At 63.2% G+C, this 17,995-nt stretch carries 17 protein-coding genes; 6 read left to right on the top strand and 11 right to left on the bottom strand.

The genetic code is table 11. From position 1 onward, the window contains the following. The first annotated feature begins 30 nt into the window (after nt 1-30). Nucleotides 31-855 carry a tRNA 2-thiocytidine(32) synthetase TtcA gene (gene ttcA / locus GWQ44_RS17290; protein ID WP_016967578.1) on the top strand — a complete coding sequence of 275 codons (825 nt, stop codon included), beginning with the start codon at nt 31-33 and terminating at the stop codon, nt 853-855. Between the two features lie 59 nt (nt 856-914). Here ttcA and GWQ44_RS17285 read toward each other — a convergent pair whose 3' ends face one another. The 7 genes from GWQ44_RS17285 to arsC all read right to left on the bottom strand — a co-directional run bounded on the left by GWQ44_RS17285 (nt 915) and on the right by arsC (nt 7,837). Further along, the gene (locus tag GWQ44_RS17285; protein WP_275927859.1) at nt 915-2,450 is read right to left on the bottom strand and encodes a glycosyltransferase family 39 protein; all 1,536 of its coding nucleotides are present in this window, start codon (nt 2,448-2,450) and stop codon (nt 915-917) included. A gap of 111 nt (nt 2,451-2,561) precedes the next feature. Beyond that, on the bottom strand, nt 2,562-4,214 hold the full coding sequence (arnT, locus tag GWQ44_RS17280) for a lipid IV(A) 4-amino-4-deoxy-L-arabinosyltransferase (protein WP_275927858.1): 1,653 nt from the start codon (nt 4,212-4,214) through the stop codon (nt 2,562-2,564). A 340-nt stretch (nt 4,215-4,554) separates the two neighbouring features. After that, on the bottom strand, nt 4,555-5,235 hold the full coding sequence (locus tag GWQ44_RS17275; RefSeq protein WP_275927857.1) for a histidine phosphatase family protein: 681 nt from the start codon (nt 5,233-5,235) through the stop codon (nt 4,555-4,557). Nucleotides 5,236-5,696: 461 nt separating this feature from the next. Continuing rightward, complete coding sequence (locus GWQ44_RS17270; RefSeq protein ID WP_016965680.1) at nt 5,697-6,368, bottom strand: DNA-3-methyladenine glycosylase I; 672 nt, start codon at nt 6,366-6,368, stop codon at nt 5,697-5,699. Between the two features lie 98 nt (nt 6,369-6,466). Next, nucleotides 6,467-6,889 (bottom strand): DUF2069 domain-containing protein, encoded by a 423-nt coding sequence (locus GWQ44_RS17265; protein ID WP_016965679.1) that lies wholly within the window; start codon nt 6,887-6,889, stop codon nt 6,467-6,469. After that, nucleotides 6,882-7,487: an NAD(P)H:quinone oxidoreductase gene (wrbA, locus tag GWQ44_RS17260; RefSeq protein ID WP_016965678.1), complete on the bottom strand. Its 606-nt coding sequence runs from the start codon at nt 7,485-7,487 to the stop codon at nt 6,882-6,884. The genes GWQ44_RS17265 and wrbA overlap by 8 nt, the downstream gene beginning before the upstream one ends. Further along, nucleotides 7,484-7,837, bottom strand: coding sequence for an arsenate reductase (glutaredoxin) (gene arsC, locus GWQ44_RS17255; RefSeq protein WP_047305636.1), 354 nt, complete (start codon nt 7,835-7,837; stop codon nt 7,484-7,486). Before arsC ends, wrbA begins: the two co-directional genes overlap by 4 nt. Before the next feature lie 138 nt (nt 7,838-7,975). Between arsC and GWQ44_RS17250 the strand changes: the two genes are divergently transcribed. Next, entirely contained in the window at nt 7,976-8,440 is a 465-nt protein-coding gene (locus tag GWQ44_RS17250; RefSeq protein WP_275927856.1) for a TlpA disulfide reductase family protein, read from the top strand. Between the two features lie 124 nt (nt 8,441-8,564). Here GWQ44_RS17250 and GWQ44_RS17245 read toward each other — a convergent pair whose 3' ends face one another. The 4 genes from GWQ44_RS17245 to GWQ44_RS17230 all read right to left on the bottom strand — a co-directional run bounded on the left by GWQ44_RS17245 (nt 8,565) and on the right by GWQ44_RS17230 (nt 13,297). After that, complete coding sequence (locus GWQ44_RS17245; protein WP_016965675.1) at nt 8,565-8,969, bottom strand: META domain-containing protein; 405 nt, start codon at nt 8,967-8,969, stop codon at nt 8,565-8,567. Continuing rightward, nucleotides 8,966-9,403, bottom strand: a complete 438-nt coding sequence (locus GWQ44_RS17240; protein WP_092311726.1) for a hypothetical protein — start codon at nt 9,401-9,403, stop codon at nt 8,966-8,968. Before GWQ44_RS17240 ends, GWQ44_RS17245 begins: the two co-directional genes overlap by 4 nt. A gap of 87 nt (nt 9,404-9,490) precedes the next feature. Further along, on the bottom strand, nt 9,491-10,480 hold the full coding sequence (locus GWQ44_RS17235) for a 2-hydroxyacid dehydrogenase (RefSeq protein ID WP_016965673.1): 990 nt from the start codon (nt 10,478-10,480) through the stop codon (nt 9,491-9,493). Between the two features lie 63 nt (nt 10,481-10,543). Further along, the gene (locus GWQ44_RS17230) at nt 10,544-13,297 is read right to left on the bottom strand and encodes a response regulator (protein ID WP_016965672.1); all 2,754 of its coding nucleotides are present in this window, start codon (nt 13,295-13,297) and stop codon (nt 10,544-10,546) included. Nucleotides 13,298-13,516: 219 nt separating this feature from the next. Here GWQ44_RS17230 and GWQ44_RS17225 point away from each other — a divergent pair, with 219 nt between their 5' ends. The 4 genes from GWQ44_RS17225 to rlmD all read left to right on the top strand — a co-directional run bounded on the left by GWQ44_RS17225 (nt 13,517) and on the right by rlmD (nt 17,954). After that, nucleotides 13,517-14,239: a response regulator transcription factor gene (locus GWQ44_RS17225; protein WP_179600287.1), complete on the top strand. Its 723-nt coding sequence runs from the start codon at nt 13,517-13,519 to the stop codon at nt 14,237-14,239. After that, the gene (locus GWQ44_RS17220; RefSeq protein WP_179600289.1) at nt 14,226-15,581 is read left to right on the top strand and encodes a sensor histidine kinase; all 1,356 of its coding nucleotides are present in this window, start codon (nt 14,226-14,228) and stop codon (nt 15,579-15,581) included. The genes GWQ44_RS17225 and GWQ44_RS17220 overlap by 14 nt, the downstream gene beginning before the upstream one ends. Nucleotides 15,582-15,699: 118 nt before the next feature. Then, nucleotides 15,700-16,602, top strand: coding sequence for a cysteine synthase CysM (cysM, locus tag GWQ44_RS17215; protein WP_016965669.1), 903 nt, complete (start codon nt 15,700-15,702; stop codon nt 16,600-16,602). Continuing rightward, nucleotides 16,602-17,954, top strand: a complete 1,353-nt coding sequence (gene rlmD / locus GWQ44_RS17210) for a 23S rRNA (uracil(1939)-C(5))-methyltransferase RlmD (protein WP_275927855.1) — start codon at nt 16,602-16,604, stop codon at nt 17,952-17,954. Before cysM ends, rlmD begins: the two co-directional genes overlap by 1 nt. Nucleotides 17,955-17,995: the final 41 nt, after the last annotated feature.

The following is a 17,995-nucleotide window of genomic DNA, read 5'->3' as shown; positions in this document are numbered from 1 at the left end:
TCGTCACATACCTCGCGGATTCCAAGCGCCATGGGCACTCTTACGGTCAACCAGAACAAACTGCAGAAACGCCTTCGCCGCCTGGCGGGCGAAGCGGTCGCCGATTTCAACATGATCGAAGAGGGCGACAAGGTCATGGTCTGCCTGTCCGGCGGCAAGGACAGCTACACCATGCTCGATGTGCTGCTGCACCTGCAGAAGGTGGCGCCGATCAAGTTCGAGATCGTCGCGGTGAACATGGACCAGAAGCAGCCCGGCTTTCCCGAGCATGTACTGCCGGCCTACCTCAAGGAATTGGGGATCGAGTACCACATCGTCGAGAAGGACACCTACTCGGTGGTCAAGGAGCTGATCCCGGAAGGCAAGACCACCTGCTCGCTGTGCTCGCGCCTGCGTCGCGGCACTCTGTACACCTTCGCCGATGAAATCGGCGCGACCAAGATGGCCCTGGGTCACCACCGTGACGACATCGTCGAGACTTTCTTCCTCAACATGTTCTACAACGGCTCGCTCAAGGCCATGCCGCCCAAGCTGCTGGCCGACGACGGGCGCAACGTGGTGATCCGCCCGCTGGCCTACTGCAGCGAAAAGGACATCCAGGCCTATTCCGACCTCAAGCAGTTCCCGATCATCCCGTGCAACCTCTGCGGCTCCCAGGAGAACCTGCAGCGCCAGGTGGTCAAGGAGATGCTTCAGGAGTGGGAGCGCAAGAGCCCGGGGCGTACCGAGAGCATCTTCCGTGGCCTGCAGAACGTGATTCCGTCGCAACTGGCGGATCGCAACCTGTTCGACTTCACCAACCTGCGCATCGATGACAACGCCACGCCGCGTTTCGTCAATGTGCTGAACCTCTGATCCGTAATCGCGGAACCAAGGTTGCGGCGCCATCCATACCGGGGCGCCGCGGCCGGCCTTCAGGCGCTCGGCACCCGCGGCACGAAGGCCACGCTACCCTCTGCGGATTTCTTCGCCAGGCGCTCACCGTGGGTGGGCAGTGTGCGGATCAGCTGATGGTCCTGGCCCAGGTATTCCAGGAGCACGGGCTGATCCTTGTCCTGCTGCACGAATATCAAGGTGCGCTGTGGGTCCCAGTGCTGGCCGCTGGTCTGGTCCAGCCAGGCCATGAAGTCGGCGCTAGTGCCGGTTCGCGGAAAATCCGCGGTTTGCGGCACGTAGTAGAAGGCATCTCCCTGGTTCTGCAGGTACATCGGCAATTTGTTGTCCGCCTCTACCAGCACTATGCGCCATTGATTCCAGGGCGCTATCCGGCTGGCCTCGGTTTTCACCTGGGCGCCGAACTGCATCACGCCGCCGCCGCCATTGCTCCAGGGATAGGCGACCCCCAGCACCAACAGCAGGACCGCCGCCGCGCTGGCAAAGCCCAGGGCCCAGCGCCGATCGCTCGGTTTACCGCTGGCGCGTTTTTGCTGCAGATGCCGGTTCAGCCACCAGGCCCCCAATAGCTGGGCGAAGGGCACCAGCGGCAAGACGTAATAGCTGCGTCGGCTGCCGCTGGCGGTGAAGAACAGGAACAGCAGGCCCAGGGCCCAGACCAGCCAGCGCTCATTGGGCTGCAACTGGCGCCAGTGGCGCACCGCAACCCACAGACCGAGCAGCCAGCAGGGAACCCAGGGCAAGGTATAGGCCGGCAGGTAGATCAGGTAGGTATAGATCGGCCCCTGATGGTCGAAGGGGTCGAAGAAGCGCACCACGTTTTCCCGAAACACCAGGCCCAGGCCACTTTGGCCGTAGGTCGGTGTGCCGTACAGGTGCGAGAGCAGGAACGGCACCATGTACACCAGGCCTGACACCACCACGGCCAGGCATAGACGCAGATTCAGGTGGCGTTTCCAGCGGCCCTGGCTGAGCAGGTGAGGCAGCAGGATCAGTCCCGGCAGGACGAAACCGATCAGCCCCTTGAGCAGCGATGTGGCCGCCAGCAACAGGAAGAACACCGTGTAACGACTCAGGCGGGTGTCGTCCGGATCTCGCCAGTACCACCAGACAGAGGCCAGTACGCCGCATACGGTGAGAATGTCGGCGGTGGCCACCCGCGCCCAGAACGCGAAATAGAAGGTGGTGGCCAGCATCCAGCCGGCGATCAGGCCGGTGCCTTTGTGGAACAGTCGCTCGCCGATCAGGTACACCAGCCAGATGCTCAGCCAGGCGGCGAGGACCGACGACAGGCGCAATGACCAGTGCCCCAGTCCGCCCATCAGCCAGGCACTGGCGGTGATCAGCCAGTAGGACGGCAGGGGCTTGTCGTAATAAGGCGCGCCTTTGAGATACGGGTCGAAGTAGTTGCCGCTCTGCAGCATCTGCAGCGCGATATTGGCCCAGCGGGTTTCCGGGCCCCACAGCTCGCGGGAGCCCAGGCCCAGCAGCAGGATCAGGGCCGATACGCCCAGAAGCAGGATCAGGGCCTTGCGCTCGCTGTGGTCGAGATTCATAGACGGATTTCCATGGGCTGACTCGAAAAGTTGCAGTGGCCCGGAGGGCCGGACAGCTAAAAAAACGTCAGCGCCGAACGGCTCGACGCTGACGCTGGCTCACCGGGCAGGCTAAGGCTGGCTCTGTGGCAGGATCAGGATCAGCAGATTGCCCTCTTCATAGCGCTTGCCCCCGGGTGGCAGCAGTGCGACTTCCTCGTTCTCCACCACGTTCTTGACCCGCATGACCACGCCCACGGAGCCCTGCTTGCGGGCCTCGGTCATCCATTGGCCGACGTCGGCCATGCTCACCTTGCGCTGCTGCGAATCAGGGTAGGCCAGGCCGTATTTCAGTTCGCCCTCGGTGTTGTACAGCGACACCTGCGGACGTTGCAGGCGCCAGGCCAGGGCCGAGGCCGCTCCCAGGTCATTGCTGAGCAGGGTCTTGGTCTGCTTGAGCTCTTCCAGGTGTTCCTTGATGAACTGGTCGGGCATCTCGTTGTGCACGATCATCGCGGGCATGCCGGCGGGCAGCAGCGCCACCAGCAGCCAGATCCCCAGTGCCGGCGCGGGCCAGTATTGCAGCGGCCTGGAGGCCGGCAGCAGGTTGGCGATGATCCAGCCCATCAGCATGATGAACACCAGGGACAGGCTGAGCATTTCGTTGTGACCGTAAACCGGCCGGGTCAGCTGGATCACCAGCAACGCCACCAGTGCCCCTGCGCCGATCAGCAGATTGAGCAGGCTGTTGAGGCGAATGGCTCGGCCCTGGCGCTGACCGATGCGGTCGATCAGGGCGCTACCCATGAGCACCGCCAATGGCAGCAGGCACGGCATGATGTAGGTCGGCAGCTTGCCCCGGCTCAGGCTGAAAAACACCAGCGGCAGCAGCAACCACAGCAGCAGAAAGCCGCTGTTTGCCTGGCGCTTGTCCTTCCAGGCCTGCATCAGTGTGCCGGGCAGCAGCAGTGCCCAGGGCAGGCAGGAGACGACCAGCAGAGGCAGGTAGAACCACCAGGGGCGGGTGTGTTGGGCGTTTTCGGCGGCAAAGCGCCGAATGTGCTCGTGCCAGAAGAAAAAGCGCCAGAAGTCCGGCTCGTGGGCGTGAACGCTGAGCACCCAGGGCAGGCTGATGCCGATGGCCACCAGTACCGCTATTGGCCCGTAGCGCAGCAGTTCGCCCAAGCGACGTTGCCAGAGCATATAGGGCAGGGCGATCAGTACCGGCAGCAGCCAGGCCAGAAAGCCCTTGGTCATGAAGCCCATGCCGCAAGCCGCCCCGAGCATCGCCCAGGCCAGGAGGCGCGCGCGAGTGGTTGAGCTGTCCAGGGCGAACCACAGGGCCACCAGACTCAGGTTGACCCACAGCGTGAATTGCGGGTCGAGGTTGGAGTATCCGGCTTGCCCGGCAATCAGGCCGAAGCTCATGTACAGCAGCGCCGCCGCGAAGCTCTTGCGCGGATCGTTCCACATCCGGCGAGTGATGAGATAAGCCAGCAGCACGCTCAAGCCGGTGCTCAGGGCCGAGGCGATGCGCACCCCGAACAGGTTGTCGCCAAACACCGCCTGGCCGATGGCGATCATCCAGTAGCCGGCAATGGGTTTTTCGAAATAACGGACACCCATGAAGTGCGGCGCCACCCAGTCGCCGCTGAGCAGCATTTCCTGGCTGATTTGCGCGTAGCGGGTTTCATCGGGAATCCACAGGCCATGGCTGGCCAGCGGTAGCAGATAGAACAGGCCGAAGGCCAACAGCAGAAATGGCAACGCCCAACGCTTGATCATGCCGTTGCTACTCCCACGCACAGTGTTGCCTGAAGGTGTGGCGCTCGTTCCATAAGCCGGGTGGGTAAAGTGCGGTGCATTTCTGTCCTCGAAGTCAGGTAAGGATTTCAACGTGCAAGTCTTGTTGCCGGAGCGGATTGATGGTCAGCCGATAACGGCATCGGCAAATCGCTTGGGAAGCTACGAGGTCTGTCCGGCTTTTAATAGCTGAATTTTTTATAACGCTTTTTATAAAAAACACTGCTTTTTAATAGTGCAAGTTGCAATAAAGTCAACTAAATGCGGGCTGTTAGTCTGTCCATTGGCTGAATGAAGTCTGTTGTTTTATTGTCAAAAAAAGTTACAAATTGTTCGGCGCTTCTTTAAGCACTTGTGGCCAGCTCTTTGCGTTCAGTATTCCCAGTATCTGCAGTTTTCCATCGGCACCCAGTGTCAGGAATAACGAGCTGGTGTACTCGGTGGCCAGGGCATGGGCGAAGCCCATGCGGCTCTCCAGATCACTGATGCAGCCGCTGTGGGTGACCAGGATCAGATTGCGCCCCTGAAGCTTGTGGGCCTTTATATCGTTCTCGAAGTTGTCTGCGCAGTTCAGCAACCAATCCTGGGTGCTGGTGGCCTGATTGAACATGGCCTGTGCGGTTTGCAGGGTGCGGGTCATGGGGCTGCTGATGACATCGGTCCGCTCCATGCCGATGGTCCGGAAGGCCTTGCCCAGGTCGGCTGCGGTGGCATTACCCAATCGGGTGATGCCATCTGCGGGGCCCAAGCAGGGGTTGGCCGACCGGTCACAGCGCTCGGCGTGACGCACCAGCGCGATGACTTCTCCGGCCCGCCAGTGTTGATAGATTCCGCTGCGTTGCATCTGCTGATTGCCAGCGAGATCCAGAGGCGTCGCCGGCCACAAGACAAAACCGCTTATCAGGACGATCAGGGTAGTAGTGACCGCACTGATGATGATCTTTCTGGAGCGTCGAATGCGGGCAGTATCAGCTCGGTGGCTGCTTGGTTTGTTGTTGTGCACGTCGCTTACCTGAATCTATTTTTGAGAAGTACTTTTAATTCGGGTTGGAACTAGTGTTCTGCAGCAGACCGACATGCGCACCGGCACCAGAGTAGTCACTGGCCTCAAGTTAAGGGAGTCCAGGTGGCGGATTGGTGAAAGCAATGTGAAAAAAACGAATGGCGCGACGCGTGCCTGTTTAAGAGCAGACCGCAATTGTTCAGCCTATTGGCTTGAAAAAACGTTGTTATTCGCTAGCCGACGGGCTTGGGGAACCTGCGCATGGCGGTTATTTAACGCTGCTGTTCCGGGTGTTTATGACAAGCCGATGAAACTGTAGCTGAGAAAAAAAACCGTGTGGAAAAACTACACATCAGTTCAGCGTTCTGTCAGCCAAAGGAGGGAGAAGGGCGATGCAAGACTGCTTCCAGCCACGGTCCGTGGCAGAAGCAGTCAAGGAGGAGCGGCAGAGGGAGAGGGGATCAGTGGTTGACGGTATAGGCCAGCATCGCTGAAAGCTGGCACAGGGGACGCCCGCTTTCCTCTTGCCACTGGTTGAACACCGACTGCACCAGGGCCTGGTCACGCTTGCTGCTGGGCACCTTGTCGATGATGTTCTGGGCATTCAGGGCGGCCACTACGTCCCAGGTGGGGATGAAGGTGTCCTTGCCCACCATGCGCAGGAAGCGTGGTGCCGACAGGCCGCCCATCTGGTTGCCGTGCTTGGCCAGGTACTGCCAGAGCCCGGTGATGTCCTGCACCGGCCAGTCGGCAATGAAGGCGCCGAAACTGCCGTGCTGTTGTTGCACGTCGAGGATCATCTGCGCATTGCGCGGCACGCTCTTGAGCTTGCCCAGGTGACGAATGATCCGTGTGTCCTGCATCAGCCGTTCCAGATGTTCGGCGCCCATGAGCACCACCTTGTCCGGATCGAAGCCGAAGAACACCTGTTCGAACGCTGGCCATTTGGCGTCCACCAGGCTGTGTTTCAGCCCTGCGCGAAAGACCCGCAATGCCAGTGTCGACAGGTAGCGATCAGCGCTCAATCCACGCAGATACTCGTTGCTTGCCGGGGTTGGCAGTTGGGCTTCCAGGGCTGCGGCGGAGCCGAAGCGGTTGAGACAGTATTCATTCAGCCATTTGTAATCGTGCATGCCTGCTCCTGGAGGGGCGGTCGGAGAGTCGGTTGAACAGGGTTGGGGTCTTGGGTGGCGATACAAGTTCCCCGTGGGGCGGGGAACTTGCGCCTGTGTCAGGCCGGGGTGGCGCCTTCGCCGGCGAGCCGGCGGTTGAGCTGGAAGCGCCAGCGCACGTAGAGCAGCGCCGAGGTGAACACCGCTAGGCTGGCGAACATTTCCAGCAGGCCGAACAGCTGGCGATTCGGATCATAGGCCGCCAGCGCGCCCTTGATGAAGTACAGGTTGACCACGAAACACATCCACGCGTGTCCCCGGGCGCTGCCGCTGAGCATGCCGGGCGCCATCAGCAGCAGTGGCACCAACTCGATCAGCAGGATCACCCAGGGCCGGGCACCGTGCAGGTCGGCCACCAGCAGGTAATACCCGCAGAGCAGCCCCACCAGGCCGAAGAAACAGACCAGGCTGAGGACCCGGGCCCAGCGGACCCGGGGTTCCAGCCATTGCACCGTCGGCAGGATCTTCGGCTTCTTAGCCACGGCCGTTCTCCAACTGCAGGGCGGTTTTCGCCAGGCGCAGGCCCAAGGCTCGGCACAGGGCGATTTCATGCTCGTCCAGCGGGCTCTTGCCGTCAGCTCCGGCGTGATGGCTGGCCCCGTAAGGGGTGCCGCCGCCGCGGGTTTCCAACAGCGCCGATTCGCTGTAGGGCAGGCCGGTGATCAGCATGCCGTGATGCAGCAGCGGCAGCATCATCGACAACAGGGTGGCTTCCTGGCCGCCGTGCAGGCTGGCGGTGGAGGTAAAGACACCGGCGGGTTTGCCCACCAGGGCGCCGGTCAGCCAGAGGTTGCTGGTGCCGTCGAGAAAGTACTTCAAGGGCGCCGCCATGTTGCCAAAGCGCGTCGGGCTGCCCAGGGCCAGGCCCGAGCAATGCTTCAGGTCGTCGAGGCTGGCGTACAAGGCGCCGCTGTCGGGGATGCTCGGGGCCACGGCTTCGCATTCGGTGGAAACCCCCGGGACGGTACGCAGGCGGGCTTCCATGCCGGCCTGTTCGACGCCGCGGGCAATCTGCCGGGCCATCTCGTTGGTCGAACCGTTGCGGCTGTAATACAGGACCAGGATGTACGGCGCGCTCAAGGCAGAATCTCCAGCACATGTTCCGGTGGACGACCGATGATGGCCTTGTCGGCGGTTTCGAGAATCGGCCGTTCCATGAGTTTCGGGTGTTCGGCGATGGCGGCAATCAATTGCTCTTCGCTGAGGCTGCTGTCGGCCAGGTTGAGCGCTTGGTACTCCTCCTCGCCGGTGCGCAGCAGCTGGCGCGCACTGATGCCGAGCTTGCCCAGCAGGCGCTGCAACTGGGCAGCGTCCAGGGGAGTTTCCAGGTAGCGGACCACGGTAGGAGCCAGGCCGCGTTGTTCCAGGAGTTCCAGCGCACCGCGGGATTTCGAGCAGCGCGGGTTGTGATAAAGCGTCAGATCGGTCATGTGCGGGTCGCATCTTGCGTAAGGTGGCGGCTATTCTACCCGCGCGACGGGCTCTCCTGAACCTTGGGAGTCGATAGGTCGCAGCGACCTGGGGTCGGCAGCGTTATTCAAGACATCTTTCAATACAGGACACAGCGCATGGCAAGGCAATTGGCGGCGGCATTGGCGATCATTACAACCCTGCTGCTGAGTGGCTGCGGCAATGACTACGGGGTCGACCAATATGGCCAGAAAGTCGCCGCCGAGCGTATCGACAAGCAGTGGCTGGTGCTCAATTACTGGGCCGAGTGGTGCGGGCCTTGCCGCACCGAGATCCCTGAATTGAACAGCCTGAACGAGCAGCTCAAGGGCCAGTCGGCCACCGTGCTGGGGGTCAATTTCGACAATGTGCAGGGAGAGGAGCTCAAGGGCGCCAGCGAGAAGCTGGGGATCAAGTTCACCGTGCTGGCGCAAAACCCCGCAGAACGCTTCGAACTGCCGCGCAGCGAGGCGCTGCCGGTGACCTACATCATCGACGACAAGGGCAAGGTGCGTGAGCAATTGCTGGGCGAGCAGACCGCTGCCGGCGTGCTGGCCAAATTGCAGGCCCTGCGCGGGCATTGAGAGCGTGGGGGCTGTCGCAGGCTGCGAAGGCCCTGAAGGCGTGCTGGGGGCCTGAAGCTCGCTGGAGATTCAGGCCTCCGGGTGTTGTTCGCAGCCTGCAGGCTCGACAGCCGCGACAGAAATATCAGCCTTCTTCCAGCCACCAGCGCAACGGCTTGCCTTCGGCAGGCCAGAAACGCACTTGCTCGATCGGCGAGACATCCCAGCGTTCGACGTTTTCCAGGGCCTGCAGAAAGCGGCGTTCCTGCTCCATCAAGGCCGGGGCACAGAGTTTGCGCGTGCTGCCGACCTTGCCGAAGCTGAGCTTCTCGCCGTCCAGGGTGTACGGCGCGAACCAATGGTTGCAGCCGCCATTGCCGTAGGCGCGGCCATCCTCGCCCAGGGTGATGGTCAGGTGGCTGTAATCGATCAGCGGACGCTCACCGATCCATTCCAGAACATAGCTGCGGTCCTGCTGCAGCTTCAGCGGCTCGGCGGCGCAGCCCAGCAGGCCGGCCCCCAGTGCCGCGGCCAGCATCAGGCGTTTCATTGGCCGGCCTGCTGGCATTTCGGGCAGCGGTGCTGCTCACCCTCGCTGCGCCAGCCAAGCTCGGCGATCCGCGCGCTGGCGGCGGGTTTCTGGGCCTTGTTGCCCAGCTTGGCATCCACCGCGAATTCGAAGTCGAGGGTGGCGGCGCAGCTGTCGCAGTTGACCTGCCACTGGTGAATCGCCAGTTCGCCGAATACCGGGCCGCGGGCCACGGCGACCCATTGGCCGACGGGATTGATCAGGTGGCGCACAGTCTCCACCGTCAGGCGCATGGACAGGTCCTTGCTGCCTTTGAGGGTGACCAACAGCACGTCGTCGGTGCGGATGGAGCCACCGTTGCCGGTGACTTGATAGCGGCCGGGCACCAGGGCGCGGCATTCGATCAGGGTGTGTTGCGGGTTCATCAGGTTGTAGCGGAAATCGTGTTCGACCATGGGTCCTCCAAATCTGCCGCGTATGCTAGCACGGGCCCCTGCGCCGCAGGTTACGGGCAGGCGACCTTCGATCAGCCCGTGCGGATTTCAGCCCAGGACCCGATTCTGCGCTTGCCCCGCGGCCCAGCTGGCGATGTTGTGCAGGGTGGTCTCGGCGATGGCGGCCAGGGCTTCGTGGGTCAGGAACGCCTGGTGCGCAGTCACTATCACGTTGGGGAAGGTCAGCAGCCGGGCCAGCACGTCGTCCTGCAGGGGCAGGTCGGAGCGGTCCTCGAAGAACAGCTGCGCTTCCTCTTCATAGACATCCAGCCCCAGGTAGCCCAGTTGGCCGCTTTTCAGCGCCTCGATCAGCGCCGGGGTGTCCACCAGGCCGCCGCGCCCGGTATTGATCAGCATGGCCCCGGGCTGCATGTGGGCCAGTGTTTCCTGGTTGATCAGGTAGCGACTGTGGTCATTGAGCGGGCAGTGCAGGCTGATGATCTGCGCCTGAGCCAGCAGTTGCGGCAGCTCCAGATAACGGGCACCGAGGGCTACTACGGCCGGATTGGGGAAGGGGTCGTAAGCCAGCAGTTGGCAGCCAAAACCCGCCATGATCCGGGCGAAGGTGGCACCGATCTGCCCGGTGCCGACAATGCCCACGGTCTTGCCCACCAGGTCGAAGCCGGTCAGGCCGTGTAGGGTGAAGTCGCCCTCGCGGGTGCGGTTGTAGGCGCGATGCAGGCGTCGGTTGAGCGCCAGGATCAGGGCCACCGCATGTTCGGCAACCGCATGCGGGGAATAGGCCGGGACTCGCACCACGTCCAGGCCCAGGCGCTGCGCCGCAGGCAGGTCGACGTGGTTGTAGCCGGCCGAGCGCAGGGCGATCAGGCGGGTGCCGCCGGCGGCCAGTTGTTCCAGCACCGGGGCGCTCAGGTCGTCGTTGATGAAGGCACAGACCACTTCATGGCGCTCGGCCAGGGCCACGGTGTCCAGGCTCAGGCGGGCGGCCTGGAACTGCAGTTCGATACCCGCCGGCAGGTTGGCGCCGAGAAAGCTCTCACGGTCGTAGTTCTGGCTGCTGAATAGAATCGTGCGCATGCTTGCATCCTTGTTCGGGGCGCCCAGCATGCCTGCCGGGCACTGTTCGGGTCTTGCCCTGGGTCAGGCGTTGATCCGCGCCTCGGCGGCCAGGCGGCCGATTGCGTGGTCCAGCTCGTCAAGGGCGGCAAAGGCCTTGGCGTCCTCCTGTTTGAGCAGGGTTTCGCTGCGTTGGCAGGCGGCACGCAACTGTGGCACCCCGCAATAACGAGTGGCGCCGTGCAGACGGTGTACCCGCTCGATCAAGGCGCTATGGTCGTTGGCCGCCCGGGCGGCGTTGATCGCCTCGCGATCGGCTTCGAGAGATGCCAGCAACATGGCCAGCATGTCCGCCGCCAGATCGGCCTTGCCGGCGGCCAGGCGCAGGCCTTCGTCCTGATCCAGCACCTGCAGTTCCAGGCTCACTTCAGAGCGCTCGCTGGCCCGTTCCGGGCCCTGGTTGCGCAGCGCCAGGCCGGTCCATTTCAGCACCACCTGGGCCAGTTGCCGTTCGCTGATGGGCTTGGTCAGGTAGTCGTCCATGCCGCTTTGCAGCAGGGCGCGTTTTTCGTTGGCCATGGCGTGGGCTGTCAGGGCGACGATCGGCAGCGGTGTCCCGTGGCGCTCGCTTTCCCATTGGCGGATCGCCTCGGTACTTTGTCGGCCGTCCATGCCGGGCATCTGCACGTCCATCATCACCAGGTCGAAAGGCTCGTTCTGGATCGCGTTCAGCGCGGCGTAGCCGTTGTCCACCGCCAGCACCTTGGCGCCCATGTCTTCCAGCAAGGTCTGGATCAGCAGCAGGTTGGCCGGGTTGTCATCGACACACAGCACCCGTGGTGCGCGGCTGGAGAGGGTTTCTTCCGGCTCGCTGCGGGGCCGGCGCGGGGTGACCAGATCGGACAGGGCCCGGCGCAGTTTGCGGGTACAGGCCGGCTTGGCCTGCAACTGACTGTGAGGGTTGGGCACCGAGAGGTGGAACAGCGTCTGTTCGGTGGTCGGGCACAGCACCAGGACCTTGCAGCCCAGATGTTCCAGGTCCCAGATGTGCTGGCTCAGGCGCTCGGGAGACATGTCGTTGCTGGTGATGCCGAGCACCGCCAGGTCAATGGCCTGATCGCTCTGGTGCACCCCGGTAATGCCATTGGTCAGGGCTTCCAGTGTGTTGAACGGGGTCACTTCCAGGCCGCAGTCTTCCAACTGGTGCTGCAGGGCCTGGCGGGCCAGTTCGTGATTTTCCAGGACTGCTACCCGCCGTCCCAGCAGCGGCGGGCCGGGCAGGTCCTCGGCGTCGTCGCGGGTCTTGGGCAGGTTCAGGCTGATCCAGAACTCCGAGCCTTCACCCGGGGTGCTGTCGACCCCGATCTCGCCGCCCATCTGTTCGATCAGGCGCTTGGAGATCACCAGCCCCAGCCCGGTGCCGCCGGGTTGGCGCGACAGCGAGTTGTCGGCCTGGCTGAAGGCCTGGAACAGGGCACGCACATCCTGGTTCGACAGGCCGATGCCGGTGTCCTGGATGCTGATGCGCAGTTGCACGCTGTCCTCGTGCTCCTCTTCGAGCATGGCCCGGGCGACGATGGTGCCTTCGCGGGTGAACTTGATGGCGTTGCTCACCAGGTTGGTGAGGATCTGCTTGAGCCGCAGCGGGTCACCGACCAGCGACAACGGCGTGTCGCGATAGACCAGGCTCACCAGTTCCAGCTGCTTGGCGTGGGCGGCCGGGGCGAGGATGGTCAGGGTGTCCTGCAGCAAGTCCCGCAGGTTGAAGGGAATGCTGTCGAGCACCAGCTTGCCGGCTTCGATTTTCGAGAAGTCGAGGATTTCGTTGATGATCCCCAGCAGGCTGTCGGCGGATTTTTCGATGGTGCCAAGGTAATCCAGCTGGCGCGGCGTCAGCTCGCTTTTCTGCAGCAGGTGGGTGAAGCCGAGAATGCCATTGAGGGGTGTACGGATTTCATGGCTCATGTTGGCCAGGAACTCCGACTTGATCCGGCTGGCTTCCAGGGCTTCCTTGCGCGCCAGGTCCAGTTCGATGTTCTGGATCTCGATGGTTTCCAGGTTCTGGCGCACGTCTTCGGTGGCCTGGTCGATGCTGTGCTGCAGTTCTTCCTGGGCATTCTGCAGGGTGCTGGCCATGCGATTGATGCCCGAGGCCAGTTCATCCAGTTCATGGCTGCCCAGGGGCGGCAGGCGGGTTTCCAGGTTGCCGTCCTTGAGTTGCGCCACCGCCTGCTTGATCTGGGTCAGCGGGTTGTTGATGGTGCGGCCCATGCGCACCGCCAGCAGGGCAGCACCGGCCAGGCCGGCGGCAATCAACAGCAGGCTGGCGAACAGGCTGCGGTAGCCACGCAGCAGCATGCCGCTGTGGGACAGCTCCAGTTCCACCCAGCCCAGCAGGCGGTCGGACTCATCGGGGATCAGGTCGCCGGCCAGGTTGCGATGACGGCCGAACACCGGCAGTTGGTAGCGGGTCGCGTCATTGCCGCTGCGTTGCATCATCTGCGTGCCGTTGCCGCTGGGTGGCGGGTTGAGCATGCTCGGTCCCGCGTGGGCCACCAGCGTGCGATCAGGGGCCAGGAAAGACACCGCGCGCACGTCCTGCTGTTCCAGGGCCTGGGTGGCGATGCGTTCGAGCATCGGCGCGTTGTGGTTGCCCATCGCCGGTGCCACCAGCGAGGCCAGTTGTTCGGCAATCATTTCGCCGCGCTGCAGGAGCTGGGCCTGCAGTTCCGAGAGCTGCATCCAGGTGAAATAGCCACCCAGCACCAGCGCCATGAGGCTGGTGGGCAACAAGGTCAGCAACAGTACGCGGCCTTTGATTCCCAGTTTCTTGAGCACGCCACTCTCCTGCTTCCACGCTGTTTTGAAAGGTCTACGGGCACGTCCGTGATGCGCCACCCGCGCAGTGTAACGATTTGCCGGAGGCTGATCTTGGCAAATTGCGCCCTGGCGGTCGGCGGCGCGAATGCCTGCGGCCAGGCTGCGACCAAGGCATTGGTTGCCGCGCTCCGGGCAATCTTGAATAATTGCCCAACTGAGAATGACTTGCAGAAGCTAATGACTCCCGTAGCTGTTGAGCCCCCCCGTATCCTGACCATTGAAGATGACCCGGTGCTCGGCGCCTATGTGCATGAGCAACTGGGTCGCTGCGGCTTCGCCGTGACCTGGTGCCGTAACGGCCAGCAAGGCTTGGGGATGGCCCGCAGCCAGAACTTCGATGTGGTGCTGATGGACATCCTGCTGCCCGGCATGGATGGGCTCACCCTGCTGACCCACTTGCGCCAGAGTCATTCCACGCCGGTGCTGCTGATGTCGGCCCTGGGGGCGGAGGCCGATCGCATCAGCGGTTTTCGCCTCGGAGCCGACGACTACTTGCCCAAGCCCTTCAGCATGGCCGAGTTGCGGGTGCGCATCGAGGCGATCCTGCGACGGGTGGCCCTGGATCGGCGGCCGATGTCGCCGCTGCTGAACAGCAACGCACAGAGCCTGGTTTTCGACGACGAGCTGTGCGATGTGCTGTTTGCCGGGCAGTGGGCCGGGTTGACCCGCAGCGAGTATCGCCTGCTGGAAACCCTGCATCGCAACCTCGATGAGGTGCTGAGCAAGGCCTTCCTTTATCAGCATGTCCTGCAGCGCGGCTACGCGGCCCATGACCGCAGCCTGGACATGCACGTCAGCCAGATTCGCCGCAAGCTCAAGGCGCTGGGCTACAGCGAGCGGGAGTTGCGCACCGTGTGGGGCAAGGGCTACGTCTTGAGTGCCGCCGATGAGCTGGCCTGAACTGCCCGGCCGGCATTCGCTGTTCTGGAAACTGGCCTGCCTGCTGGTGGCGTTCTGTTTGCTGATGATCTGGCTGAGCTGGTCCTGGGGGCGCTATGTGGAGCAGAGGAACCTGTACCTGTCCGATGAAGCCCGGGCGACCCTGGAGCATTACGCCGTCGAGGCCGAGCAAGCCTGGAAGAGCGGCCAGAGTGCCGGCGTCGATGCCTGGCTTGCGCAGATGGCCGGTCGTGAGCAGACCTGGGTTGGCGTCATCGGCAGCGACCTGCAGTCGCTGGGCAGTCAGCCGCTGACATCGGCCGAGGCCCAGCGCCTGACCTTTCTGCGCGGCGCGCACTGGCCGGTGAGCCGGCATGGCCGTGGTCTGCCGTGGCTGAAAATTCCATTCCCCGAGGATCCGTCCCTGGGCAGCCTGGTGATCGAGCTGCCGCAGCGCTTCATGCCCGGGCGCTATCGGGTGTTCTGGCAGGTGATCACCAATGGTGTGATCCCTGGCCTGTTCACCCTTTTGTTGTGTGTCGGTCTGTACCGCTTGCTGGTGGTGCCGCTCAACCAACTGCGCGAGCAGGCCAATGCCTGGCGCGCCGGGCAACTGAGTGTGCGTCTGTCCAGCGCAACCACTGAGCGCAAGGATGAACTGGGAGAGCTGGGGCGGGCCTTCGATCAGATGTCCGAACGCTTGCAGAGCACCGTGGCGGTGCAGCAGCAATTGCTGCGCGATCTGTCCCACGAGTTGCGCACGCCCCTGAGTCGTCTGCGGGTAGCGTGTGACAGCGAGCAGAACCTTTGGGCATTGCGTGAGCGCCTGGCTCGGGAGGTCGATGGCATGCAGCGTCTGGTGGAAGACAGCCTGCAACTGGCCTGGCTGGACACCGAACGCGGGCCATTGCCCGCGGAGCAGATTCAGGTCCAGGCGCTGTGGGAGATGCTCAGCGAGAACGCCTGCTTCGAAAGTGGCTGGTCGGCGGCGCAGTTGCGCTGTGAACTGGACGCCGATTGCTGGGTGCGCGGCCACCTCAATACCCTGGCCCAGGCCCTGGAAAACATCCTGCGTAATGCCATTCGGCATTCTCCGGCCGGCGCCCGGATCACGCTCGCGGGGCAACGGGAAGGCGAGTATTGGCACCTGTGGCTGGACGACCAGGGGCCGGGGGTGGCCGAAGAGGATCTGGAGCGGATCTTCGCGCCGTTCATCCGTCTGGATGGATCGCGGCCGGGGGATGGCGGCTTTGGCCTGGGCCTGAGCATTGCGCGCAACGCGGTGGTGCGTCAGGGCGGGCAGTTGTGGGCGCAGAACACCGCGCATGGCTTGCGTCTTCATCTGCGCTTGCCGGGAGCCTGATCGCGGGCCCTGGCCGGCCTTAGATCAATCAGCCATAAGTCCCGCACTTTGCGTGATATGGCGCTTGGACGTTTGCCGGTATGATAGGCGCCCCCGCAGTCTGGATTGCGAATACGCCATGACCTTGCAGTACCCAACCATCGCCGATTGCGTCGGCAACACCCCGCTGGTCCGTTTGCAGCGCCTGCCTGGCGCCACCAGCAATACCTTGCTGCTCAAGCTTGAGGGCAATAACCCGGCGGGTTCGGTCAAGGACCGTCCGGCACTGTCGATGATCACTCGCGCCGAACTGCGCGGGCAGATCCAGGCCGGCGATACCCTGATCGAAGCGACCTCGGGCAACACCGGCATCGCCCTGGCCATGGCTGCGGCGATCAAGGGCTACAAGATGATCCTGATCATGCCCGACAACTCCAGCGCCGAGCGCAAGGCGGCGATGACCGCCTATGGCGCCGAGCTGATCCTGGTCAGCCAGGAAGAGGGCATGGAAGGTGCCCGCGACCTGGCCGAACGCATGCAGGCCGAAGGCCGTGGCAAGGTGCTGGATCAGTTCGCCAACGGCGACAACCCCGAGGCCCACTACACCGGCACCGGTCCGGAAATCTGGCGCCAGACCCAGGGCAGCATCACCCACTTCATCAGCTCGATGGGCACCACCGGCACCATCATGGGCACTTCGCGCTATCTGAAAGAGCAGAACCCCGAGGTGCAGATCGTCGGTCTGCAACCCATGGAAGGCTCGGCCATTCCCGGCATCCGCCGCTGGCCCGAGCAATACCTGCCGAAGATCTATCAGGCCAGTCGGGTCGACCGCATCGTCGACATGGCGCAGAGCGAAGCCGAAGACGTGACCCGGCGTCTGGCCCGGGAAGAGGGCATTTTCTGTGGCGTGTCGTCCGGTGGTGCGGTGGCAGCGATGCTGCGCCTGTCCCGGGAAGTGGAAAACGCGGTCATGGTTGCGATCATCTGTGACCGTGGCGATCGTTACTTGTCGACCGGCATCTTCGATGCGCCCAACTGATGGCTAAGCAAGAGAGAGGCCTGCGCTTCCAGCCGGCGGGCGGCACTCGGGCTCCACAGATTCCCGTGGGCAAAAAGCAGCGCCTGAACATCCAGCGCCTGGCCAACGACGGTCGTGGCATCGCCTTTGTCGATGGCCGCACCTGGTTTGTCAGCGGTGCCCTGGCCGGTGAAGACGTCGAAGCTCGGGTATTGGGCAGCCATGGCAAGGTGGTGGAGGCCCGTACCGAGCGCATCTTCAACGCCAGTGAACTGCGTCGCCCGGCGGCCTGTGCCCACGCCGGGCGTTGTGGCGGTTGCAGCGTGCAGCACCTGCCCCATGCCGAACAGCTTGCCCTGAAACAGCGCATGCTCGCCGAGCAGTTGTCCAAGGTCGCGGGGGTTGAACCCGAGGTCTGGGCGGCGCCGTTGAGCGGTCCCGAGTTCGGCTATCGGCGTCGCGCCCGGGTGGCGGTGCGCTGGGACGCCAAGGGCAAGCAACTGGAGGTGGGTTTCCGTGCCGCTGGTAGCCAGGACATTGTCGCCATCGACGATTGCCCGGTGCTGGTACAGGCCTTGCAGCCCATCATGAGCCGCTTGCCCGCCATGCTGCGACGCTTGAGCAAGCCTCAGGCACTGGGGCATGTGGAGTTGTTCAGTGGTTCGGCGCTGGCGGTGCTGTTGCGTCACATGGCGCCGTTGTCCGAGAGCGACCTGACGATCCTCAAGGACTTCTGCGATTTCCATCAGGCGCAATTGTGGCTGCACGCTGAAGGCGAGCCGCAACCCTTTGATCCGTCGCAGTCGCTGGGCTATCGCCTGGAAACCTGGGATCTGCACCTGGCCTATCGGCCGGGGGACTTTGTCCAGGTCAACGCCGCGGTCAACGAAGCGATGGTGGCCCAGGCCTTGGAGTGGCTGGCGCCGCAACCTCAGGAGCGGGTGCTGGACCTGTTCTGCGGCCTGGGCAACTTTGCCCTGCCGCTGGCCCGGCAGGTGCGGGAAGTGGTGGCGGTGGAAGGCGTGGCGGCCATGGTGGCGCGCGCCGCTGACAACGCCGCCAGCAACAATTTGCATAACACGCGCTTTTTTCAAGCCGATTTATCCCAGCCTCTGAGTGCTGCCGAGTGGGTTGATGAAGGCTTTTCTGCGGTACTCTTGGACCCACCCCGTGACGGTGCTTTCGAGGTGGTTCGCCACTTGGCGAGCCTGGGTGCCAAACGGTTGGTTTACGTGTCATGCAATCCGGCAACTCTGGCCCGTGACACGGTCGAATTGATCAAGCAGGGCTACAGGTTAAAACGTGCCGGGATCCTCGATATGTTTCCTCAGACGGCGCATGTCGAGGCCATGGCGTTATTCGAAGCGAGCTAGGATGGCTTGTCTAATCCGACTGATCCTTCAGGTGTGGTTCG

Origin of the sequence: Pseudomonas sp. 3MA1, assembly GCF_029237275.1 — a bacterium.
GTDB lineage: Bacteria > Pseudomonadota > Gammaproteobacteria > Pseudomonadales > Pseudomonadaceae > Aquipseudomonas > Aquipseudomonas fluorescens_AP.
The sequence above is the reverse complement of the archived record's forward strand: the minus strand, read 5'-3'. Positions and strand labels throughout refer to the sequence as shown.